This window comes from Streptomyces sp. NBC_01474 (genome assembly GCF_035918215.1).
GTDB classification, from domain to species: Bacteria; Actinomycetota; Actinomycetes; order Streptomycetales; family Streptomycetaceae; genus Streptomyces; species Streptomyces aureus.
In genome coordinates, this window is record NZ_CP109449.1 from 3956179 (window position 1) to 3979360 (window position 23182).

Below are 23182 nucleotides of genomic sequence, written 5' to 3' on the forward strand. Positions count from 1 at the left end.
GTTAGGCAGATATATACCGCAAATCAAACACGAAACGGGCTAATCACCCTTGTGCCGCAACGAACTCGGGCTGTCGCGAAGTCCTTCAGCGGTCCTCTTGTGAGAATCGACCCTCGTCGAGGTCCACCATGAATCGGTCCAGTCGCCTTGCCGCATCGGCGAGATCGTGCTTGGCCGCGGCCGTAATGACCAGCAGCTTCCGGGTCAGCGCCATCCGTACGCCCTCCGGGACTTGCAGTGCGCGCACCCTGGAGTGCGCTTCCTTGAGTTGGTCCGCGACCGCCGCATACAGCTGGAGTTGGCCGTCGTGTTCCATGCACAGATTGTGCCATCTGGGGCGAGTTGTCGCCTCCGCAGGGGGTAACTGCCGTCCCTGGCGGGCCTCCTGGGCCCCTTCGAGGGGCGTGCGCGCCCGGGCGCCATGAGACGCGCGTACCCCCTGAACACCCTTGAAAATTAGGGGAGTTGAGAGCCCCGGAACGGCACTTGGCGAGCCGTCCGGGGCCGGACACAGCTGTACCCCCAACCGTCCACGATTGGGGGTACAGAGGCTTGCTGCGATGGCCGGAATCAGCCTTGCAGAGTTCAGATCTGCACAGTCTGCGGCTTGAACGCGGGACGCTTCGACTCGTACTCCGCGATGTCACCCTCGTTCTGGAGCGTGATGCTGATGTCGTCCAGGCCGTTCAGCAGCCGCCAGCGCGCGTTCTCGTCGAGTTCGAAGGCGGCGGTGATGCCCTCGGCCCGTACTTCACGCGCCTCCAGGTCGACCGTGATCTCTGCCTGGGGGTCGTTCTCCACCAGGTCCTGGAGCGCGTCCACGACCTTCTGGTCGAGCACCACCGTGAGCAGGCCGTTCTTGAGCGAGTTGCCGCGGAAGATGTCGGCGAACCGCGAGGAGACGACGGCCTTGAAGCCGTAGTTCTGCAGCGCCCACACCGCGTGCTCGCGGGAGGATCCGGTGCCGAAGTCGGGACCTGCCACCAGGACCGTGGCACCCTCGCGTTCGGCCTTGTTCAGCACGAACTCGGGGTCCTTGCGCCAGGCCTCGAAGAGCCCGTCCTCAAAACCGTCCCTGGTGACCTTCTTGAGCCAGTGAGCGGGGATGATCTGGTCGGTGTCGACGTTGCTGCGGCGCAGCGGGACGGCCCGGCCGGTGTGCGTGGTGAATGCTTCCATGGCTGATCAGACTCCAGCGGGCGTACGGGCGTCAGTGTCGGACAGGTCGGCCGGAGAGGCCAGGTGGCCAAGCACGGCGGTGGCGGCGGCGACCTGGGGCGAGACCAGGTGCGTACGGCCGCCCTTGCCCTGCCGCCCCTCGAAGTTGCGGTTCGAGGTGGACGCGGAGCGCTCGCCGGGGGCGAGTTGGTCGGGGTTCATGCCCAGACACATCGAGCAGCCCGCGTGCCGCCATTCGGCGCCGGCCTCCTTGAAGACCTTGTCCAGGCCCTCGGAGACGGCCTGCAGACCCACCCGCGCGGAGCCGGGAACGACCAGCATCCGTACGCCGTCGGCGACTTTGCGGCCCCCGACGATCTCGGCGGCGGCGCGCAGGTCCTCGATGCGGCCGTTGGTGCACGAACCTACGAAGACGGTGTCGACCTTGATGTCGCGCAGCTGCTGCCCGGCGGTCAACCCCATGTATTCCAGGGCCTTTTCGGCGGCGAGGCGCTCCGAAGCGTCCTCGTACGAAGCAGGGTCGGGGACCTGCGCCGACAGGGGCGAGCCCTGGCCGGGGTTGGTGCCCCAGGTGACGAACGGCGACAGCGCGGCGGCGTCGATGACGACCTCGGCGTCGAATTCCGCGTCGTCGTCCGACTTCAGCGTCTTCCAGTACGCCACCGCGGCGTCCCAGTCCTCGCCCTTGGGGGCGTGTGCGCGGCCCTCGAGGTAGGCGAAGGTGGTCTCGTCGGGGGCGATCATGCCCGCGCGGGCGCCGGCCTCGATCGACATGTTGCAGATGGTCATGCGGGCTTCCATCGAGAGCTTCTCGATGGCGGCGCCGCGGTACTCCAGGATGTAGCCCTGGCCGCCGCCCGTACCGATCTTCGCGATGATGGCGAGGATCAGGTCCTTGGCGGTGACGGCGTCGGGCAGCTCGCCGTCGACGGTGATGGCCATCGTGCGGGGACGGGCCAGCGGCAGCGTCTGGGTCGCCAGGACGTGCTCGACCTGGGAGGTGCCGATGCCGAAGGCCAGCGCGCCGAACGCGCCGTGCGTGGACGTGTGGGAGTCGCCGCAGACGACCGTGGTGCCCGGCTGGGTCAGGCCCAGCTGCGGGCCGACGACGTGCACGACGCCCTGCTCGACGTCACCCAGCGAGTGCAGACGCACACCGAAGTCGGCACAGTTCTTGCGCAGCGTCTCCAGCTGGGCGCGCGAGACCGGGTCCGCGATCGGCTTGTCGATGTCGAGGGTCGGGGTGTTGTGATCCTCGGTCGCGATGGTGAGGTCGAGGCGCCGCACCTGGCGTCCGGTCTGACGCAGGCCGTCGAAGGCCTGCGGGCTGGTCACCTCGTGCAGCAGGTGCAGATCGATGAAGAGGAGGTCGGGCTCGCCCTCGGCGCGCCGGACGACGTGGTCGTCCCAGACCTTCTCCGCGAGTGTCCTACCCATCGCTTTCCCTCCGGCCGGCATCGTGAGCCGGCCCAACTAGAGATCGTGGTCGCCGACGTCCGTACCCCTCGTACCGGACGTGAACGTCCCGGCCCGTTGGTCTGCGGGCCGCCGTAAGTACAGGGTGTCAAGTTTCACGGGAAATTGAACTTGCGTTTCACAGAGTGAGACGCGAGTATCGACGCATGGACAACTCTAGCGGCGTCGGCGTTCTGGACAAGGCGGCCCTTGTTCTCAGCGCCCTGGAGTCCGGTCCGGCCACCCTCGCGGGGCTGGTCGCGGCGACCGGACTGGCAAGACCCACGGCACACCGTCTCGCCGTGGCACTGGAACACCACCGCATGGTGGCGCGTGACATGCAGGGCCGATTCATCCTCGGCCCGCGCATGGCCGAGCTGGCCGCGGCGGCGGGCGAGGACCGTCTGCTCGCGACAGCGGGCCCGGTACTCACCCACCTCCGTGACGTGACGGGCGAGAGCGCGCAGCTCTATCGCCGGCAGGGCGACATGCGCATCTGCGTCGCGGCCGCCGAGCGCCTGTCGGGCCTCAGGGACACGGTCCCCGTGGGCTCCACGCTCACGATGAAGGCGGGCTCGTCGGCGCAGATCCTGATGGCCTGGGAGGAGCCCGAGCGCCTCCACCGCGGCCTCCAGGGCGCCCGCTTCACGGCGACGGCCCTGTCGGGCGTACGGCGCCGCGGCTGGGCCCAGTCGATCGGCGAGCGGGAGCCGGGCGTCGCGTCCGTCTCCGCGCCGGTGCGCGGCCCCTCGAACCGCGTGGTGGCGGCGGTCTCGGTCTCCGGGCCGATCGAGCGCCTGACGCGCCACCCGGGCCGCATGCACGCACAGGCCGTCATCGACGCGGCGGGCCGGCTCTCCGAGGCCCTTCGCCGCACCGGCTGACCCTCCCCCACCACACCGCTCCCCCTCGGGCCGGCCGCTTCAACGCCGCAGCGACCGGCCCGAGTTGAGACCTTGGTGAGATTTCACGGCCATGCGCTCCGGACAACGCGAAGAGGCCCTCCCCTGCCGGGGAGGGCCTCCTGCTGTCTTGTACCCCCGACCGGATTCGAACCGGCGCTACCGCCTTGAGAGGGCGGCGTGCTAGGCCGCTACACAACGGGGGCAAGGATCTTGTGTTGCCACACTATCCAGCTGGGCTACCAGGACTCGAACCTAGAACAACGGAACCAGAAACCGTCGTGTTGCCAATTACACCATAGCCCAATGCGATCCAGGCCTGGATGGCCCGATCAGTACCCCCGACCGGATTCGAACCGGCGCTACCGCCTTGAGAGGGCGGCGTGCTAGGCCGCTACACAACGGGGGCCCTAGCGATCCTGCATGAAAAACAGCGGGTGCGACCCGGACTGTCCCCCTGGGAAGGATCTGTACCCCCGACCGGATTCGAACCGGCGCTACCGCCTTGAGAGGGCGGCGTGCTAGGCCGCTACACAACGGGGGCTTTGCGGATCTGGAATCCGCGATGCAGATAAGCTCTGCGAGCTGGCCTACCAGGACTCGAACCTAGACTAACGGAACCAGAAACCGTCGTGCTGCCAATTACACCATAGGCCATCAAAAAGCAACCCCTTGCGAGGTTTCTGTTTGAATTACGCTTCCGGGTCCGGCCTGTCGGCCCGTTTCCCTTGGCGCAGGAAGAACATTACCCGAAGGTGGACGGCGCTCCAAAACGGGTATCCGGGGCCAGCAGGGCGGGGAGCTGTTCGAGCGCTGTGATGCGCGTGAGTTCGGGACGGCCGCCGGTCCGCGCGCGGTCCAGCCAGATGCCGGTGAGCCCCGCCTCCTCGGCGCCGCGGGCGTCGGTGTCGGGCTGGTCGCCGACGTACGCGACCTCGCGCGGGGGCAGTTCCAGGGCCTCGCAGGCGGCGTGGAAGGCGGCGGCCTGCGGTTTGGCCACGCCGAGTTCGGCGGCGCAGACGACGGCCTCGAAGCGGTCCCTGACGCCGAGGACGCGGAGCTTGCGGTCCTGGTTGTGGAGCGAGGAGTTGGACAGGACAGCGTGCCGGTAGCGCTCCGCGAGCAGGTCGAGCACGGGGACGGTGTCGGGGAACAGCGCCCAGGAGGCCTCGTAGTGGACGATGTAGCGCCCGAACCAGGCGTCCGCCTCGGCGTCGTCCATGTCGTCGGCGCCGCGCCCTACAAAGGCCCGTACGCGATTGCGGCGCTGACCCTCCCAGTCGGTCTCACCCGACTCGAAGCGCGCCCAGTGCTCCCGGGTGAGGGTGCGCCAACGGGCGAGGGCCTGGCCGACGGAGGTGAATCCGTCGGCCAGGCCCTCGGCCCGAAGGTGGTCCCGCATTCCCGCGCGGTCCGCGTTCGCGTAGTCGAAGATCGTGTCGTCTACGTCCCACAGGACCGCGCGGATAGGCATGTGCCCGAGCTTAGGCCGTGAGCTTGGCCAGGGCGGCGTCGATGCGGGTCAGGGTCTTGTCCTTGCCCAGGATCTCCAGGGACTCGAAGAGGGGCAGGCCGACCGTGCGGCCGGTGACGGCCACGCGGACCGGGGCCTGCGCCTTGCCGAGCTTGAGGCCGTGCTCCTCGCCGGCGGCCAGGACGGCCTCCTTGAGGGAGTCGGCCGACGCCCAGTCGGCGGCCTCGAGCTTCGCGCGGGCCGTGGTCAGGAGGCCGACCGGGTCGCCCTTCATGGCCTTGGCCCAGGACGCCTCGTCCTCCACCGGCTCCTTGAGGAACAGGAAGTCGACGTTGGCCGTGATGTCGGACAGGACCGTCACGCGGGTCTGCGCATGGGGGGCGATGGCCTCCCAGGCCGCCTGGTCGAAGTCCTCGGGAGCCCAGTTGGCGAACGGTGCGCGCAGCCACGGCTCGCAGGCCGCCGCGAACGCCTTCACGTCCAGCATGCGGATGTGGTCGCCGTTGATCGACTCGGCCTTCTTCAGGTCGAAGCGCGCCGGGTTCGCGTTGACGTCCGCGAGGTCGAACTTCGCGACCATGTCCTCGATGGAGAAGACGTCCTGGTCGGCCGAGAAGGACCAGCCGAGCAGGGACAGGTAGTTGAGCAGCCCCTCGGGCAGGAAGCCGCGCTCGCGGTAGAGGTTGAGCGACGCCTGCGGGTCACGCTTCGAGAGCTTCTTGTTGCCCTCGCCCATGACGTACGGCAGGTGACCGAAGGCGGGCGTGAGCTTCGCGATGCCGAGTTCGGTGAGCGCCTTGTAGAGGGCGATCTGGCGGGGCGTGGAGGAGAGCAGGTCCTCGCCGCGCAGGACGTGGGTGATCTCCATCAGGGCGTCGTCGACCGGGTTGACCAGCGTGTACAGCGGGGCGCCGTTCGCGCGGACGATGCCGAAGTCCGGGACGTTCTCCGGCTGGTAGGTGATCTCGCCGCGGACCAGGTCCTCGAAGGTGATCGCCTCGTCGGGCATGCGGAAACGGACGATGGGCTGCCGGCCCTCGGCCTCGTACGCGGCGGTCTGCTCGGCGCTCAGGTCGCGGCAGTGACCGTCGTAACCCGAAGGCTTGCCGGCGGCGCGGGCGGCGTCGCGGCGGGCGTCGAGCTCCTCGGTGGAGCAGTAGCAGCGGTAGGCGTGGCCGGCGGTGAGGAGCTTCTCGGCGACGTCCTTGTAGATGTCCATGCGCTGCGACTGGCGGTACGGCGCGTGGGGGCCGCCGATCTCGGGGCCCTCGTCCCAGTCGAAGCCGAGCCAGCGCATCGAGTCGAGGAGCTGCTCGTACGACTCCTCGGAGTCGCGGGCCGCGTCGGTGTCCTCGATGCGGAAGACCAGGGAGCCCTGGTTGTGCCGGGCGTAGGCCCAGTTGAACAGCGCCGTGCGGACCAGGCCCACGTGGGGGTTGCCGGTCGGGGACGGACAGAAACGTACGCGGACGTTCGCGTTAGCCACGCTTGATCACCTTGTTGGTGAGAGTGCCGATGCCTTCGATGGTGACGGCGACCTCGTCGCCGACGTTGAGCGGGCCGACCCCTTCCGGGGTGCCCGTGAGGATCACGTCGCCGGGGAGCAGCGTCATGGCCTCGGAGATGTTGACGATCAGGTCCTCGATCGAGTGGATCATCTGGGACGTGCGGCCGAGCTGGCGCTGCTGTCCGTTGACGGTGCACTGGATCGTCAGGTCGCCGGGGTCGAGGTCCGTCTCCACCCAGGGGCCGAGCGGGCAGGAGGTGTCGAAGCCCTTGGCCCGGGCCCACTGCTTCTCGCGCTTCTGGACGTCACGCGCGGTGACGTCGTTCGCGCAGGTGTAGCCGAGGATGACGTCCTTGACGCGCTCGCGCGGGACCTCGCGGCACATGCGGCCGATGACCACGGCGAGCTCGGCCTCGTGGTGCAGTTCCTGCGAGAAGGAGGGGTACGCGATCGCGTCGCCGGGGCCGATCACCGAGGTGGACGGCTTGAAGAACGCGAAGGGGGCGTCCGGGACCTCGTTGCCCAGTTCCTTCGCGTGTTCCGCGTAGTTGCGGCCGAAGGCGACGACCTTGTTCGGGAGCACCGGCGGCAGAAGCCTGACCTTGCTCAGCGGGACCTTCGTGCCGGAGAGTTCGAAGTCCGCGAACGGGATGCCCTTGATGATGTCGAGGACAAGCCCATCGGTCGTTCCGGGGGGACTGTCGCCCTCGACCGCGCCGAAGGCGACATTGCCGTCGATGGAGAATCTGGCGATGCGCACGGGTGCCTTGCGCCCCTCTACTTCCGCTGGCTGGAATCTGACGCCCCAGGCTAACGCGGCTCGGGCACCCGGCCTCGCGGATTGCCGCGCGTCAGGAGGCGACGGGCGTCAGGAGGCGACGGGCGTCTGCTCCGGGGCTTCCATCAGGATGGCGCGGCGCGGGTTGGCCGTCTGCGCGGGGAGCTCGACGGAGTACTCCGGCAGCTCCGGTGCCGTCTGCAGCTCGTCGGCGTCCTTGAGGTGCATCAGCGTCGTACGCCGCGGGTTGGCGATGTTGCGGAACATCGTGGACTTCACAGTCTTCATGTGTCGCTCGTGACCTTGTCGGTGCGGGCGCCTGCGGGGCGCCGGTTGTCGGATTCGCCATCCCTGTAAAGCGTCAGGCTAAACATCTGATTCCCGTCGAAAGCGAGGAAGAGGCGAAGTTCTTCATGTGAGTTTGCTCACCAGAGGGCGGGCAAAAGCTTCAATTCGGACCCGAAGTGCGCCGCATCGAAACGGGCATTCCGCCATTGAAGCCACCATTCCGCTCCCGATCATGGCGACTGGGACACCCCCGGGGTGTAGGTGGAACGTCATTAAAAGTCCGTTATCGACGAGATCACTTTCTACGTCTCGTGACACACCCCTCACAAGGCGTCACACTGGTCCGGTCCTGGCCCTCGGCCCTTGTTGGAGATCCTGCACTGTGCTGGAATTCGCGGGACCGCCGCGAGATCGAGCCGGCGCGCACGGGGCGCAACGCAGCGCCGAGTCGCGGCGGGAAGGGGGAGCAGCGCCGGTCACCGACGACCGAAGGGGGCGTTTCAGCTCGCCCCCGAACTACGCCGACACCGTCCCGTCCGCGCACGCGGGGGACGCCTGGTCCAGAGGTTGCGACGCTAGTGCAGGGACGTAAGAACAGGGATGGCAGCGCTGCGGCGGAGCCCGAGCCGCGCGGCGGGACTGGCCCGATGACAGGCAGTTCCTCGCCCCAGCACGCCCAGAACCCGGGCCGGACCGCTTCCGTCGAGGGCAGTACGGCGGCTTCGGCCGCGCCCAAGACCGCCGCGAAGCCGAAGAGCCCGACCGGCCCCGGCTCGCGAATAGCACTGCGCAACTGGCGTATCTCCACCCGCCTGGTGTCGCTGCTCGCCCTCCCCGTGGTCGCCGCGACCTCCCTCGGCGCGCTGCGTATCGGCGAGTCGATGAGCGACATCCAGCAGCTCGACAACATGAAGCTGCTGACCGACATGACCAAGCAGGCCACCGAACTCGCGTCCGCGCTCCAGGAGGAGCGCGACCAGTCGGCGGGCCCGCTGGCCAACGGCGGCAAGGCGACCGAGGACTACACCGTCCAGGGAGCGCGCCAGAAGACCGACCGCGCGCGCAAGGCCTTCATGGAAGGCACGTACGAGATCACCGACGGGACCAGCAACAGCGGTCTCGACGGTGTGCAGGACCACGTCACGCAGATCGCCGGCCAGCTCAACAACCTCAAGGGCATCCGGCAGGACGCGTTCAAGGACCGCAGCACCTCGTCCCAGACGATCGACGCCTACAGCCGCCTCGTCGAGCAGCTCCTGTCGCTGTCCACCGACATGGCGCAGGCGACCAGCAACCCCGAGATGATCAAGCGCACGCGCGCGCTGGCGTCGTTCTCCTCCGCCAAGGAGTACGCGTCCGTGCAGCGCGCCGTCATCGCGGCCGCCCTGCCCCCGAACGACCGTGACTTCGGCAAGCTCTCCGAGACCGACCGCCGCTACGGCGAGTCCGCGCTGGAGAACCAGGAGTCCGACCTCAAGGGCTTCAGCTCCGTCTACGGAAACGTCGCCGCCACCGAGCTGATGAAGCCCATCGACTCGGGCAACTCGACTATCAAGGCCGCCGACCAGTACGCCCGCCGCGCCCTCAGCCAGGAGGGCGGCATCAGGATCCAGGACAAGCGGTCCTACAAGGACTGGGTCGACGCGGACAGCCAGCGTCTGCAGGAAATGTCCAAGATCGAGCTGACGCTGCTCAACCAGATGGAGCAGCAGGCCCGCGAGCTGCGCAACGAGTCCGAGCGCACGGCCATCATCAACGGTGCGCTGATCCTGCTCGTCCTCGGCGTCTCGCTCGTCGGCGCCTTCGTCGTGGCCCGGTCCATGATCCGCTCGCTGCGCCGGCTCCAGGACACCGCGACCAAGGTCGCCCAGGACCGCCTGCCCGAGCTGGTCAAGCAGCTGTCCGAGTCGGACCCGCAGGACGTCGACACCTCCGTCGAGTCCGTCGGTGTGCACTCGCGCGACGAGATCGGCCAGGTGGCCTCGGCCTTCGACGACGTGCACCGCGAGGCGGTCCGTCTGGCCGCCGAGCAGGCCCTCCTGCGGGGCAACGTCAACGCGATGTTCACCAACCTCTCGCGTCGTTCCCAGGGTCTTATCCAGCGCCAGCTCTCGCTCATCTCCGAGCTCGAGTCGCGCGAGGCCGACCCCGACCAGCTGTCCTCGCTGTTCAAGCTCGACCACCTCGCGACCCGCATGCGCCGTAACGGTGAGAACCTCCTCGTTCTCGCCGGTGAAGAGCCCGGCCGTCGCTGGACCCGCCCGGTCCCGCTGGTCGACGTCCTGCGCGCCGCCGCCTCCGAGGTGGAGCAGTACGAGCGCATCGAGCTGGCCTCCGTCCCCTCGACCGAGGTCGCCGGACGCGTCGTCAACGACCTCGTGCACCTGCTCGCCGAGCTGCTGGAGAACGCGACCTCCTTCTCCTCGCCGCAGACCAAGGTCAAGGTCACCGGTCACGCGCTGCCCGACGGGCGTGTGCTCATCGAGATCCACGACACCGGCATCGGCCTCTCCCCCGAGGACCTCGCCGCGATCAACGAGCGGCTCGCGTCGCCGCCCACCGTGGACGTGTCGGTCTCGCGCCGCATGGGTCTGTTCGTGGTCGGCCGTCTGTCGCAGCGTCACGGCATCCGTATCCAGCTCCGCCCGTCCGACTCCGGTGGTACGACGGCGCTCGTCATGCTGCCCGTCGACGTCGCCCAGGGTGGCAAGAAGGCTCCCGGCAAGCCCGGTCCCGGCGCCGCCTCGGGTGGCCCCGCCGCCGCACAGGCCGCCGCCGGTGTGGCCGCCGCACGGCGTGGCGTCGGCGCGGGTCCGCAGGGCGGTCCTGGCGGTCAGGGTCGGCTCGGTGCCGGTCCTGGCGCGGCGCGTCCGCAGGTCGCGGGCTCGGGTCCGCGCGCGGCGCTGCCGAGCCGTGACGGCAACGGGCCGCAGGCCGGTGGCCCGCAGGCGCCTCAGTCTCCGCAGCCGCAGCAGGGCCGTCCGGCTCCGGCCGGTGTGTTCGGCGCGCAGGGTGGTCCCGGCCAGGGTCAGCCGCAGGGTCAGGGCCTCGGCCAGGGCCCGGGCCAGAACGGTCCCGTGCCGCCCCAGCAGCGTACGAACCAGACGCCCGAGCAGGGCCGCAGGCCGGTCCTGCCGCCGCGTGGCGCTCCCCGTGCCGAGCTGCCCGGGGGCAACCCCCAGCCGCGCGTGCCGAGTTGGGGCAACGACGACGCGCAGCCGCCGGTGCCGCGCGCCTCGCTCGACGCGCCGCGCGGGCACGAGGAGCCGGACTCCACTTCGCAGTTCCCGCGGGTGGACGACCGTCAGGGCCCCGGCTCGACGGCCGAGTTCCCCCGGCCCGACTTCGACGGGCCCCGTCCCGGCGCGCCCGCCCCGCTCGACCAGAGCCAGGGCCAGGACACGGGGGCGTTCGTCCGTAACGACGTCTTCGGCGGCCACCAGGGTCAGTCGCAGAACCCGAACCACTTCCAGCCCCAGCACCAGGCGCCCGGCCAGCCGCAGGGCCAGTCGCCGAACCCGAACCACCAGACCGGCCAGTTCGCGGCGCCCGGCTTCGACGACGGTCTGCGCCCCGGCGCTCAGGACCCGTCCGCCACCGGCCAGTTCGCGGCCCCCGGCCAGAACACTCCCGGACGTCCGCGCCAGGACGGCCAGTTCCCCGGCGGCGACTTCGGCCAGGCGCAGGGACAGTCGCAGCCGCAGGGCCGCCGCGGCGGTCCCGCGCGCGACCTGCCGCAGCTCGGCTCCCGGGACGCGGCGGACTTCTCGATGCCGCGCCCGCCCGCCCAGGGCGGCCAGGAACAGGGGTTCCCGGCGCAGTCGCAGGCCCCCGGCCGGCAGGACGAGCTGCCGCCCGCCGGACCCGGCGACGGCCGGACGCCGCTCTTCGACACCCTTGAGACCAACTGGTTCCACGGCCAGCAGGCCCCGCAGCAGCAGGCGCCCGCCCCCCAGCAGAACAACGGCCGTCCGGGCGGCCTGCCGCAGCGTTCGCCGCAGCAGCCCCAGTCGCCCAACGCCACCCCCGCGCCCGCCCGCCCGGCGGCCGCCGCACCCGCGGCGCCCCAGCAGGCTCAGGCGCCCGCCAACTGGCGCCAGTCGCCCAACGACGAGCTCGGCCGTCAGGCCGAGCGGGTCCGCCAGCCCTCGGCCGGCGGAGTCACCGTCTCCGGGCTCCCGCGTCGCGTCCCGCGTGCGAACCTCGTCGCGGGTACGGCTCAGCAGCAACAGCACCAAACCGGTCCGCAGGTCTCGCGTTCGCCTGATGACGTTCGCGGCCGGCTGACCAATCTCCGTCGGGGCATCCAGCAGGGTCGCCAGGCCGGTACGGGCCAGACCGGCAGCTTCCCCAGCCCCACTCACCAGCAGGAGCGTTAGTTGACCCAGATGAGCCAGGCGGCACAGAACCTGAACTGGTTGATCACCAACTTCGTGGACAACACGCCGGGGGTCTCCCACACCGTCGTCGTGTCCGCGGACGGCCTGCTGCTCGCCATGTCGGAGGGGTTCCCCCGGGACCGCGCCGACCAGCTGGCCGCCGTCGCTTCGGGCCTCACCTCGCTGACCGCGGGTGCGTCCCGGATCTTCGAGGGCGGCACGGTGGCCCAGACCGTGGTGGAGATGGAGCGTGGCTTCCTCTTCCTCATGTCGGTCTCGGACGGTTCGTCCCTCGCGGTGCTCGCGCACCCCGAGTGCGACATCGGCCTCGTCGGCTACGAGATGGCGCTGCTCGTGGACCGCGCGGGTTCCGTGCTCACCCCCGATCTCCGCGCCGAACTGCAGGGCAGCCTGCTGCACTAGTCACGACCTCCCCCACACGCACGTATGACCGCACCGTCAGGCGGCCACCGCCCCCACCGGCCCCGTCAGACGGCACGCAGACCACCTGCTGTCCCGCCCGGAGGATCAATGACCCCGCCCACCGCCTCTCACGACCCGTACGGCGTATCTCCGCACGCCTCGTACGGTCATGAGGGCGACCAGCCGCTGGTGCGTCCATACGCGATGACCGGTGGCCGGACACGGCCGCGCTACCAGCTCGCCATCGAGGCGCTCGTCAGCACGACCGCCGACCCGGCCCAGCTGATAGGGCTGCTCCCCGAGCACCAGCGCATCTGCCACCTGTGCCGCGAGGTCAAGTCGGTGGCGGAGGTTTCGGCCCTGCTGTCGATGCCTCTCGGTGTGGCCCGGATCCTCGTCGCGGACCTGGCGGAAGCGGGAATGGTGGCCATCCACCAGCCCGGTGGCGACGAGAACGCCGGCGGCCAGCCCGACGTGACACTGCTCGAAAGGGTGCTCAGTGGACTTCGCAAGCTCTAACGGCGGAGGCGGCCGTTCCACCACGTCCGCGAAGATCGTGGTGGCAGGCGGCTTCGGCGTCGGCAAAACCACGTTCGTGGGCGCCGTCTCGGAGATCAACCCTCTGCGCACCGAGGCCGTCATGACGTCCGCGTCCGCGGGCATCGACGACCTCACCCACACCGGGGACAAGACCACCACCACGGTGGCGATGGACTTCGGCCGCATCACCCTGGACCAGGACCTGATCCTGTACCTCTTCGGTACGCCCGGTCAGGACCGCTTCTGGTTCATGTGGGACGACCTGGTCCGCGGCGCGATCGGCGCGATCGTCCTCGTCGACACCCGCCGTCTCGCCGACTGCTTCCCCGCCGTCGACTACTTCGAGAACTCCGGGCTGCCCTTCGTCGTCGCCCTCAACGGCTTCGAGGGACACCAGCCCTACACGCCCGACGAGGTGCGCGAGGCGCTCCAGATCGGCCCGGACACCCCGATCATCACTACGGACGCCCGCCACCGTGCGGATGCAAAGAGTGGCCTGATCACGCTGGTCGAGCACGCCCTGATGGCCCGCCTGAAGTAGCTCAATCGCCGGAAATCCGGCCACCAAGTGGCTAGATCCATACGGCAGTTGTCGTAGTGCGCCCGGAGGCCGCTGTGTCCTTTGACACGGTCGGCCTCCGTGTTCATAACGTTTCGACAGAGAATTCCAGCGCCTCAGACACAGGTCGCGCACACCCGGTTCCACTGTGCGCACAAGAGCCCCGCCTTTTGGCGGGGCTCGCTCTTTATGACCGTTTTATCTGGGGCATCCGTCACTCGGAGCTTCCGGTTCCCGGTGTTTGGAAGAGAACCGCCTGACGTGCTGGAATGCGCTGAACTGCCCAGTAGGTAAGGGCCTGGAGACAGCGGCACAGCGTAGGTGCCGACGCCGAGAGGTTGTTGGTCGAGTGAGGCGAAGCAAGAACAGTCCCGAGCCGTCGTCGGCACGGGGCAACTTCACCCCGCCGCCGCGTGCAGCGGCGCCGGCCGCGCATGTGCCACGGGCCGAGGCGCCCCCGGCGCCGTCCGGCGGCCGGATGTCACCGCGCAACTGGCGTGTGCCCACCAAGCTGAACGCGATCCTGCTCATACCCGTGCTCGTGGGTCTGATCATGGGCGGCTTCCAGGTGAAGGGCTCGATCGACACCTGGAACGAGGCCGAGGACGCGGAGAACACCGCGCGTCTGGTGCAGGCGTCCCTGACGTACGCCAACAGCCTGATCGAGGAGCGCGACATCTCCGCGGCTCCTCTCTTGCGCGGCCACAGGAACGACCCGAAGGTCGTCAAGGCCCGCGAGACGACGAACGAGGCCGCCGACGCCTTCGACGCCGCCGCGAAGAACATGCCGGCCAAAGAAGGCCTCGAGCGCCGCCTCACGCAGTTCCGCCAGGTCGAGCCCGGGCTGGAGAAGCTCCGGGCCGCCGCCTACACGAGCAAGCTCCCCGCCGTGCAGACCGAAGAGAACTACGTCGGCATCCAGCACCCGCTGATGGAGTTCGCCAACGAGCTCGGCCTCGGCACCGGAAACATCACGAGCTACGGCCGCACGGTCTACGCGATCTCGCTGTCCAAGGCCGCGCTCTCCCTCGAGCGGTCCATCGGTATGCACCTGCTGGTCGAGCCGGGCCCGACGGCCGAGACCTTCGGCAAGCAGAAGATCGCGCTCTCCTCCTACGCCTACCTCGAGGGCATCGCCGTCGAGGAGTACAAGGGCGGCGGCACGCAGGCCGACGTCGACAAGCTCGACGCAGCCCAGAAGCAGCTGACGATCGACGGCGCGAAGCAGGCCAAGCAGGCGGTCGCGGCCGCGAAGGCGCAGGGTAAGACCTACGTCCCGCCGCCGACCGGCGGCTCCACGGCCATGGTGTCCGCCATCGCCACACTGCCCACCACACAGCCGAGCGCCCGCCTCGCCATCGCGCAGGGCGGCGTCAGCGAGAAGAACTGGTGGGCGGTCAACACCGCCAAGTTCAACGCGTACCGCACCATCGAGTCCGACCTCGCCGACAAGGCCGTGAACGAGGCCGCCGGCATCGCCGACGACGCCAAGCAGTCCACGTTCATCACCGGTGCGGTCGTCCTGGTCGCCCTGCTCGTCGCGTTCGCGCTGGCCGGGATGATGGCGCGCCAGATGAGCCGCTCGATGCGCCGCCTGCGCACCGCCGCCTTCGACGTCGCCGAGCAGCGCCTGCCGATGCTCGTCGACCAGCTCTCGCGCACCGACCCGGGCCGCGTCGACACCCGTGTGCAGCCCATCCCGATCAACTCCACGGACGAGATCGGCGAGGTCGCCCGCGCCTTCGACCAGGTGCACCGCGAGGCCGTCCGCCTCGCCGCCGAGCAGGCCCTGCTCCGCGGCAACATCAACGCGATCTTCACCAACCTGTCGCGCCGCAACCAGTCCCTGATCGAGGGCCAGCTGACCCTCATCACGGACCTGGAGAACAACGAGGCCGAGCCGGACCAGCTGGAGAACCTCTTCCGCCTGGACCACCTCGCGACCCGTATGCGCCGCAACGGCGAGAACCTCCTCGTCCTCGCCGGCGAGGAGCCGGGCCGCCGCTGGGACCAGCCGGTCCCGCTGGTCGACGTCCTGCGCGCCGCCTCCTCCGAGGTGGAGCAGTACGAGCGCATCGAGCTGTCGGGCGTGCCGGAGGCCGAGATCCACGGCCGTTCGGTGACCGACCTCGTGCACCTGCTCGCCGAGCTCCTGGAGAACGCCACCACGTTCTCCTCGCCGCAGACCAAGGTCCGCGTCACCGCGACCCGTCTCCCCGACGGCCGCGTCATGGTCGAGATCCACGACAAGGGCATCGGCCTCACCGCCGAGGACTTCGCGGACATCAACCACAAGCTGGCCAACCCGCCGACGGTGGACGCCGCGATCTCGCAGCGCATGGGCCTGTTCGTGGTCGGCCGCCTGTCCGACCGGCACGGCATCCGCGTCCAGCTGCGCCCCTCGGGCGAGCAGGCCGGCACGACGTCGCTCGTCATGCTGCCCGACGTCATCACGCACGGTGGCAGCGGCGACCAGCTCCCCGAGTCCGAGTTCACCGTCTCGTCGATGATCCCGTCGCAGTCCGCGTACGAGCCCGCCCCGCTGCGCACCGCCGCGGAGCTCGGCTTCGACGACAGCCGCTACGGCGAGGTCCCGGACGACCTGCGCGACCTGGACCCGGTCGGCCGTTCACTGATGCGCGAGGAGCGCCGCGCGGCCCTGGAGGCCCAGGCGCACACCGGTGACGACCGCCCCCTGTTCCGCGACGAGATCGCGGCGGCGCAAGGGCCGGACCCGTACGAGCAGCAGCAGACCACCTACGCGCCCGCGCAGCCCGCGTACGACGACCGTCAGCAGCAGGCGTACGAGGACCCCTCGTCCGTCTACGCGCAGGGCCGGCAGACGTACGACGAGCAGCCGCAGAACGGCTCCTACAACGACTCGTTCTTCGCGCCGCAGGACGGCTACGCGCCCCAGGACGCCTATGCGGAACCCGTCCAGGAGACGTACTCGGCCTTCGGCGGCGGTCCGCGGCGCAGCTCGCAGCAGGACGACTGGCCGACGCAAGGCGGTTACCAGGAGCCGCACCGGTCCGAGCACAACGCTCAAGCGGAATCCGCGCAGCGCGCTGACGCCGGTCAGCAGGAGCGCGTAGGCTTCGACCCGCACGGTCCCGCGGCGCCGGCCGGCCCCAGCTCGTCCGCCGCCCGTTCGCTCACCGACGCCGGTCTTCCGATGCGCGGTTCGGGTGGGCAGCAGCGCCAGGCCCCGGCGGCGACGCCGGCGCCCGACCGTGGCGACAACACCACCCAGGACAACGGCAGCGGCAGCAACGGCGGCGGCCCCGACGACTGGCGTTCGTCCAACGACGAGCGCTGGGTCCGTGCGGAGCAGCTCCGGAAGCCCAAGGCCGGCGGAGTCACCTCCTCCGGTCTGCCGCGCCGGGTGCCCAAGGCCAACTTGGTCGAGGGCACGGCGGAATCGACCCCGCAGGGCGGCCCCCAGGTCTCCCGCGCGCCTGAGGACGTCAGGGGCAGGCTGAGCAACCTGCGCCGTGGCGTGCAGCGGGGACGCGAAGCAGGAAGTGACACGAACGGCCAGGCCACGAATCAGCACAGTGGTCCTGACAGCACCTACAACCAGGAGCGTTAGTGTGAGCCCGATGAGCCAGGCGGCACAGAACCTGAACTGGTTGATCACCAACTTCGTGGACAACACCCCTGGGGTGTCCCACACGGTGGTGGTCTCCGCCGACGGACTCCTTCTGGCGATGTCCGAAGGGTTCCCGCGTGACCGTGCCGACCAGCTGGCGGCCGTCGCGTCGGGTCTTACCTCGCTGACCGCGGGCGCGTCCCGCATCTTCGAGGGCGGCAGCGTGAATCAGACAGTTGTGGAGATGGAGCGAGGATTCCTCTTCCTTATGTCCATCTCCGACGGCTCTTCTCTCGCTGTCCTCGCACACCCGGAGGCGGACATTGGCCTCGTCGGGTACGAGATGGCACTTCTTGTCGACCGCGCGGGGACGGTTCTCACTCCCGACCTGCGGGCCGAGCTTCAGGGGAGCCTTCTCAACTGACAGACAGACGGTGCGATTTCGCGTCCCGTGGCCGTAAGGTTTCGGGACGCGGCTCCACGGTGATGGTGCCCGGCACAGTTGGAGGAGGAAAGCGTGGCTGGTTCTGCAACACCCCCGAGCGGTTCATCGGCGAACTGGTCCTACGGCCCTGGCCAGGGTCAGGGACAGGGTGACGCGCCGAACCGGTACAACTTCCCCTCCGCGCCGAGCCACCGGCGTCAGCCGTACGCACCCCCGCACCCGCCGCAGCCGCGGCAGCCGGGGCCGTACGACCAGCCGTCGGCACCGCGCATCCAGCCCGTGCAGCCGCAGCGGCGTCCCGACACCCCTGCGCCGGCTGCCAACAACCCCCTGGTGCGTCCCTACGCCATGACGGGTGGCCGCACCAGGCCGCGCTACCAGCTCGCCATCGAGGCGCTGGTGCACACCACCGCGCAGCCGCACCAGTTGCAGGGCCAGTTGCCCGAGCACCAGCGGATCTGCACCCTCTGCCGAGAGATCAAGTCAGTGGCCGAAGTCTCGGCCCTGCTCAGCATCCCCCTCGGTGTGGCCAGGATCCTCGTCGCCGACTTGGCGGAGGCGGGCCTGGTCGCCATTCATCAGCCCGGCGGCGAAGAGAACGCCGGCGGCCAGCCAGACGTGACTTTGCTCGAAAGGGTGCTCAGTGGACTTCGCAAGCTCTAGCGGAGGGCCTTCCCGCTCCACCACGTCCGCGAAGATCGTGGTGGCGGGCGGCTTCGGCGTCGGCAAGACGACCTTCGTGGGCGCCGTCTCGGAGATCAACCCTCTGCGCACCGAGGCCGTCATGACGTCCGCGTCCGCGGGCATCGACGACCTCACCCACACCGGGGACAAGACCACCACCACGGTGGCGATGGACTTCGGCCGCATCACCCTGGACCAGGACCTGATCCTGTACCTCTTCGGTACGCCCGGTCAGGACCGCTTCTGGTTCATGTGGGACGACCTGGTCCGCGGCGCGATCGGCGCGATCGTCCTCGTCGACACCCGCCGTCTCGCCGACTGCTTCCCGGCCGTCGACTACTTCGAGAACTCCGGGCTGCCCTTCGTCGTCGCCCTCAACGGCTTCGACGGCAGCCAGCCGTACCAGCCGGACGAGGTCCGTGAGGCGCTGCAGATCGGCCCGGACACCCCGATCATCACGACCGACGCCCGCCACCGCGCGGATGCGAAGTCGGCGCTCATCACGCTCGTGGAACACGCGCTGATGGCCCGCCTCCGCTAGCCTGCGGCGCCTCCAGTCATGGAGAAGCCCCCGGGACCCAAAGGGTCCCGGGGGCTTCTTCGCGCTGGGGGCTCGTCCTGTGAGGCCGGACGGGCCCATCGGGCCGGATGTGCCCGCTGCCTAGCCCTGCCAGCTGTGCGGGGCACGGAAGCCGTGCTGGCGCTCCAGGCGGCGCCAGCCGGCCTTGTCGCGGCCGCGCAGGGCGGGGCTGTCGGTCGGTGCGGCTGCGGCACGGGCCAGCAGGATCGCGGTCAGGGCCGCGACCTCCTCGGGCTCGGCATGGCCCTTCTCAACGCGGATGTCGTGTGCAGACATATGCAGTGATCTCCTTGTGGGGTTACTGCGGGGGGTTGCCGTGCTTGCGCGAAGGCAGGTCGGCGTGCTTCGTGCGCAGCATCGCGAGGGAGCGGATGAGCACTTCGCGGGTCTCGGCGGGGTCGATGACGTCGTCGACCAGGCCCCGCTCGGCCGCGTAGTACGGGTGCATCAGCTCGGCCTTGTACTCCTTCACCATGCGGGTGCGCATGGCCTCGGGGTCCTCGGCCTCGGCGATCTGACGGCGGAAGATGACGTTGGCGGCACCCTCTGCGCCCATCACGGCGATCTCGTTGGTGGGCCAGGCGTAGGTGAGGTCGGCGCCGATCGACTGCGAGTCCATGACGATGTAGGCACCTCCGTACGCCTTGCGCAGGATGAGCGAGATCCGCGGCACGGTGGCGTTGCAGTACGCGTACAGCAGCTTGGCGCCGTGCCGAATGATCCCGCCGTGCTCCTGGTCGACACCGGGCAGGAAGCCGGGAACGTCCAGGAGGGTCACGATGGGAATATTGAAAGCGTCGCACATCTGGACGAAGCGGGCAGCTTTTTCACTGGCCTCGATGTCCAGGACGCCCGCGAGGGACGAGGGCTGGTTGGCGACGATGCCGACGACCTGACCGTCCAGGCGGGCCAGGGCGCAGATGATGTTGCGCGCCCAGCGCTCGTGGATCTCGAGGTAGTCGCCGTCGTCGACGAGCTCCTCGATGACCTTGGTCATGTCGTACGGGCGGTTGCCGTCGGCCGGGACCAGGTCGAGCAGGACGTCCGAGCGGCGCTCGGCGGGGTCCTCGGAGGCCACGGTCGGCGGGTTCTCGCGGTTGTTGGAGGGCAGCATCGAGATGAGGTAGCGGACCTCGGCGATGCAGGTCTCCTCGTCGTCGTACGCGAAGTGGCAGACGCCCGAGGTCTCGGCGTGCACGTCCGCGCCGCCGAGGCCGTTCTGGGTGATCTCCTCGCCGGTGACCGCCTTGACGACGTCAGGTCCGGTGATGAACATCTGCGAGGTCTCGCGGACCATGAAGACGAAGTCGGTGAGGGCGGGGCTGTAGGCCGCGCCGCCGGCGCACGGGCCGAGCATCACGCTGATCTGCGGGATGACGCCGGACGCCTTGGTGTTGCGCTGGAAGATGCCGCCGTAGCCGGCGAGAGCGGAGACGCCCTCCTGGATACGGGCGCCCGCGCCGTCGTTCAGGGAGACCAGCGGGGCACCGGCCGCGATGGCCATGTCCATGATCTTGTGGATCTTGGTGGCGTGGGCCTCGCCCAGGGCGCCGCCGAAGATGCGGAAGTCGTGCGCGTAGACGAAGACCGTGCGGCCCTCGACCGTGCCCCAGCCGGTGATGACACCGTCGGTGTAGGGCTTCTTGGCCTCCAGGCCGAAGCCGGTCGCCCGGTGCCGGCGCAGCTGCTCGACCTCGTTGAACGATCCCGCGTCGAGCAGCAGCTCGATCCGCTCACGTGCGGTCAGCTTGCCCTTCGCGTGCTGAGCCTCGGTCGCCTTGTCACTGGGCCCGCGCAGCGCCTCCTCACGGATCGCGTGCAGCTCGGCGACGCGTCCGCGCGCGTCGGTGGGCTCATCCCCGGCGGAACCGGCTGAGGCGGTGTCGTCCAAAACGGTCATGTAGCGACCTTACGAAGGCGACCAAGCAAAACGGGCCGTCGACTCCGTACAGTCTCCGGCCCGTTTTCCTGGTACCCCCGAACAGAACGCCGTCGCCATGCAGGCGAAGTGACTGCTCAGGGCCCCGCTGCCTTGTAGGGGTCACACAAATGGCTCAGCTGAGAGTCACCTCACACCGATGGCTCACACATGCCGCCCCCGGAGTGACGCGCAGCCGCAGCCTACGGCCCGTGGCGAGCACTTCGACCGAGGGGTCGTGGCTGACGACGCGGCGCACGGGCCGGTCCCAGGTGATGTCCACGGGCTCACCCGTGCGCGGCGGTTCGCTGACGGTCAGCGTCGCGGTGCGTCCCTGCCTGCGCAGGAGGACACTTGCGGGAGCCGACACCGTGAGCTCCCCCGCGCTGCCAACCTGCCAGAAGTTCGCCGCGCTCACGCCGAGGGAGGGCACGGCGACGGCCTGGACGGCGGCCGTGTTGGCGAGGACCGACAGCCAGTGGCGGTCGCCCGCGCGCCGCGCGAGGTCGTGCTTCGAGGCGCCCGGCATCAGCAGATAGGCGTACGCGGCGTCGGTGGGGTCCGTGCCGTGGTCGAGCCAGAGCGTCTGCCAGCGGCGGGTGCGGCGCTCGGTGGAGCTGGTGGTGTTGATGTCGGACCAGGCGCCGGTGCGGTCCTCACGCAGGTGGCGCAGCGGGGCGCCGCCGGGGAAGACCCAGCCGCCGTGGCCCTCCAGGTGGGCCCAGCGGGCGCGGGCGGCGCCGTCGACGGTGAAGGTCTGGGTGCCGCCCTCGCCGAGGTTGCGGTTGTCGACGACGGTCTCCACGGGGACACCGTCGGCCGCCGTGATCCCCGCGCCCAGGCACACGACGGTGTCGGCGAGGCAGAACCACGACTTGCGGGCCTGGAGCGTCGAGCCGAGGCCCTTGACGTGCTGTCCGACCGCGGCGAACTCGCCGTCGGTGGCGCCGCCGACCCACTTCACGTCGGGCCGGGCCGCGCCCCACTCGCCGCCGGCCCTGTCGGCGAGGCGCTTGGTGGAGACGGTCGTGCCGGGCAGCCGGTAGAAGTCGACGGTCGGCCAGAACCAGTCTGTGTATTGATCGCTGCGCTTCCCGGCTGCCCACCAGGAGAGCATGCCGGCGCCCGTGTGCCAGCCGCGCGGATTCTCGCCGTTGCCGCACTCGTAGTACGCGATCCGGTCCGAGGACATGGAGATGTTCGCGGCGAAGCCGGGGCGCTTGTGCACGGCGCGGTCCATGGCGGCGAACAGCTGGTGCCCTACGGGCTCGGGCGCGGCCGCGACGGCGGAGTCCGCGACGGCGTGCAGCCGGGACAGGTCGGCGACCCCGAACTGCCTGGCGGTCAGCAGGGGCGTGACCGTGTCCCGCTCGATCCAGCCCTTGATCCGCCCGTGCCAGCGCTCGCGCTCGGCCGCGCTCGCGCCGGCGGCGAGCTGCGCCATGGCGGCGATCAGGCCCTGGCCGTGGAAGTGGTCGCTGCGCATGACCTTGAGGTCGTCGCTGTTGAGGTAACCGCGGCTGATGGCACGGCCGTTGACGCTGTCCATCATCAGGCCGTCGAACAGGAGCGGGGCGTAGGCGTGCTCGACGCTGTCGAGGATGATCTGCCGGTTCGGGTCGGTGACGGCCCACGTGGACCCGGCGAGCAGCGCGAAGAGCCTGCCGAGCCCGTCGAGCATGACCTGTCCGTAGGTGCCCGAGTAGGCGATGTACGTGTGCTGGATGAACGAGCCGTCGGCGTAGAGGCCGTCCCCCTTGGTGACGTAGGGGAAGACGGGCGAGAGGGCGTCGCGGGCCAGCGCCGTCTTGTCGGCGTTCCTGCCGAGGATGCCGCGCAGGGCGACGGAGCGGCACAGGTCGACGCGGTTGGCGCCGGTGGAGGTGCCCGAGTAGTCGCGCAGGACCGCGTCGGGGATGAAGTGGTCGACGGCGGCGAAGGCGGCGTCGCGCCGGTCCTGCGTGAGGTGCTCGTAGAGGACGGCGACGATGTCCATCAGGAGGCGGGGGCTGCCGATCTGCCACTCCCACCAGTTCCCGTATCGCGTGGTGGTCGCGTTGTAGACGGTCGCGGCGAGGTGGTCGAGGCCCTTGACGATGTCGGCGAGGAGGCCCGCGTCGCCGGTGGATCCCGTGCCCTCCTGGGCGTAGGCCTGGGTCATCGTCCACAGGCGGTTGTAGGCCTGGGTGATGCCGGCCGGCGGGTCGAAGGGGTAGCCGGGCCAGAGGGACGTGGCGGTCGGGGCCATCGTCGCTCTGAAGCCGCGGGCGAGTTCTCCGAGTTCCTTCAGGCGCGAGGCGTAGGGCTCGGCGGTGGCGTCGTAGCCGGTGCCGAGGGAGATCTCCAGCCATCGCTTGCGCAGGGTGTCGAACTCGTCGTCGGAGGCGTCCGAAGCGTCGGCGGCATGGGCGGGCGGAGCAAGAGCCGTCCCTGTCAGGAGAGTTGACGCGATGAGGAACGTGCGGCGCGTGGGTGTCAT

19 protein-coding genes and 5 tRNA genes are annotated in these 23182 nt (G+C 69.7%); 9 read left to right on the plus strand and 15 right to left on the minus strand.

The features are described from left to right. Window positions 1–85: 85 nt before the first annotated feature. From OG758_RS18145 to leuC, 3 genes are all read right to left on the minus strand, one after another. A complete protein-coding gene (locus tag OG758_RS18145) occupies window positions 86–316 on the minus strand; it encodes a hypothetical protein (protein WP_326710976.1) in 231 nt (76 codons plus the stop codon). A 269-nt stretch (window positions 317–585) separates the two neighbouring features. Continuing rightward, window positions 586–1179 carry a 3-isopropylmalate dehydratase small subunit gene (gene leuD / locus OG758_RS18150; protein WP_116509447.1) on the minus strand — a complete coding sequence of 198 codons (594 nt, stop codon included), beginning with the start codon at window positions 1177–1179 and terminating at the stop codon, window positions 586–588. Between the two features lie 6 nt (window positions 1180–1185). Beyond that, window positions 1186–2616 (minus strand): 3-isopropylmalate dehydratase large subunit, encoded by a 1431-nt coding sequence (gene leuC, locus OG758_RS18155; protein WP_326710977.1) that lies wholly within the window; start codon window positions 2614–2616, stop codon window positions 1186–1188. 185 nt (window positions 2617–2801) lie between these two features. Here leuC and ndgR point away from each other — a divergent pair, with 185 nt between their 5' ends. Then, window positions 2802–3518 (plus strand): IclR family transcriptional regulator NdgR, encoded by a 717-nt coding sequence (gene ndgR / locus OG758_RS18160; RefSeq protein WP_100595026.1) that lies wholly within the window; start codon window positions 2802–2804, stop codon window positions 3516–3518. 151 nt (window positions 3519–3669) lie between these two features. Here the strand turns inward: ndgR and OG758_RS18165 are convergent. From OG758_RS18165 to OG758_RS18205, 9 genes are all read right to left on the minus strand, one after another. Beyond that, a tRNA-Glu gene (locus OG758_RS18165) sits at window positions 3670–3742 on the minus strand. 28 nt (window positions 3743–3770) lie between these two features. After that, a tRNA-Gln gene (locus OG758_RS18170) sits at window positions 3771–3842 on the minus strand. Between the two features lie 30 nt (window positions 3843–3872). Next, window positions 3873–3945 (minus strand) — tRNA-Glu (locus OG758_RS18175). A gap of 62 nt (window positions 3946–4007) precedes the next feature. Next, window positions 4008–4080 (minus strand) — tRNA-Glu (locus OG758_RS18180). Between the two features lie 41 nt (window positions 4081–4121). Beyond that, window positions 4122–4193: transfer RNA gene (locus tag OG758_RS18185), tRNA-Gln, on the minus strand. 88 nt (window positions 4194–4281) lie between these two features. After that, window positions 4282–5010 (minus strand): HAD family hydrolase, encoded by a 729-nt coding sequence (locus OG758_RS18190; protein WP_326710978.1) that lies wholly within the window; start codon window positions 5008–5010, stop codon window positions 4282–4284. 10 nt (window positions 5011–5020) lie between these two features. Continuing rightward, entirely contained in the window at window positions 5021–6496 is a 1476-nt protein-coding gene (gene gltX / locus OG758_RS18195; RefSeq protein ID WP_326710979.1) for a glutamate--tRNA ligase, read from the minus strand. Further along, window positions 6489–7277, minus strand: a complete 789-nt coding sequence (locus tag OG758_RS18200; RefSeq protein ID WP_326710980.1) for a fumarylacetoacetate hydrolase family protein — start codon at window positions 7275–7277, stop codon at window positions 6489–6491. The genes gltX and OG758_RS18200 overlap by 8 nt, the downstream gene beginning before the upstream one ends. A 108-nt stretch (window positions 7278–7385) precedes the next feature. Further along, on the minus strand, window positions 7386–7583 hold the full coding sequence (locus tag OG758_RS18205) for a hypothetical protein (RefSeq protein ID WP_116509458.1): 198 nt from the start codon (window positions 7581–7583) through the stop codon (window positions 7386–7388). A gap of 578 nt (window positions 7584–8161) precedes the next feature. Between OG758_RS18205 and OG758_RS18210 the strand changes: the two genes are divergently transcribed. The 8 genes from OG758_RS18210 (at window position 8162) to OG758_RS18245 (ending at window position 18746) form a co-directional block, all read left to right on the plus strand. Further along, entirely contained in the window at window positions 8162–11962 is a 3801-nt protein-coding gene (locus OG758_RS18210; protein WP_326710981.1) for a sensor histidine kinase, read from the plus strand. A gap of 9 nt (window positions 11963–11971) precedes the next feature. Further along, window positions 11972–12385 carry a roadblock/LC7 domain-containing protein gene (locus tag OG758_RS18215; protein ID WP_067164664.1) on the plus strand — a complete coding sequence of 138 codons (414 nt, stop codon included), beginning with the start codon at window positions 11972–11974 and terminating at the stop codon, window positions 12383–12385. Window positions 12386–12493: 108 nt separating this feature from the next. After that, a complete protein-coding gene (locus tag OG758_RS18220; RefSeq protein WP_326710982.1) occupies window positions 12494–12904 on the plus strand; it encodes a DUF742 domain-containing protein in 411 nt (136 codons plus the stop codon). Next, window positions 12885–13466, plus strand: a complete 582-nt coding sequence (locus OG758_RS18225) for a GTP-binding protein (protein ID WP_100595019.1) — start codon at window positions 12885–12887, stop codon at window positions 13464–13466. The genes OG758_RS18220 and OG758_RS18225 overlap by 20 nt, the downstream gene beginning before the upstream one ends. 367 nt (window positions 13467–13833) lie before the next feature. Then, on the plus strand, window positions 13834–17076 hold the full coding sequence (locus tag OG758_RS18230; protein WP_326710983.1) for a sensor histidine kinase: 3243 nt from the start codon (window positions 13834–13836) through the stop codon (window positions 17074–17076). 10 nt (window positions 17077–17086) lie between these two features. After that, window positions 17087–17500, plus strand: coding sequence for a roadblock/LC7 domain-containing protein (locus OG758_RS18235; protein WP_100595178.1), 414 nt, complete (start codon window positions 17087–17089; stop codon window positions 17498–17500). A 93-nt stretch (window positions 17501–17593) separates the two neighbouring features. Next, window positions 17594–18184: a DUF742 domain-containing protein gene (locus OG758_RS18240; RefSeq protein ID WP_326710984.1), complete on the plus strand. Its 591-nt coding sequence runs from the start codon at window positions 17594–17596 to the stop codon at window positions 18182–18184. After that, entirely contained in the window at window positions 18165–18746 is a 582-nt protein-coding gene (locus OG758_RS18245; protein WP_054239772.1) for a GTP-binding protein, read from the plus strand. The genes OG758_RS18240 and OG758_RS18245 overlap by 20 nt, the downstream gene beginning before the upstream one ends. Window positions 18747–18866: 120 nt before the next feature. On the opposite strand, the gene OG758_RS18250 is transcribed toward OG758_RS18245, so the two are convergent. The 3 genes from OG758_RS18250 to OG758_RS18260 all read right to left on the minus strand — a co-directional run bounded on the left by OG758_RS18250 (window position 18867) and on the right by OG758_RS18260 (window position 23182). Then, the gene (locus OG758_RS18250; protein ID WP_116509484.1) at window positions 18867–19061 is read right to left on the minus strand and encodes an acyl-CoA carboxylase epsilon subunit; all 195 of its coding nucleotides are present in this window, start codon (window positions 19059–19061) and stop codon (window positions 18867–18869) included. Window positions 19062–19083: 22 nt separating this feature from the next. Then, entirely contained in the window at window positions 19084–20685 is a 1602-nt protein-coding gene (locus OG758_RS18255) for an acyl-CoA carboxylase subunit beta (protein ID WP_116509487.1), read from the minus strand. A gap of 154 nt (window positions 20686–20839) precedes the next feature. After that, on the minus strand, window positions 20840–23182 hold the full coding sequence (locus OG758_RS18260) for a polysaccharide lyase 8 family protein (RefSeq protein ID WP_326710985.1): 2343 nt from the start codon (window positions 23180–23182) through the stop codon (window positions 20840–20842).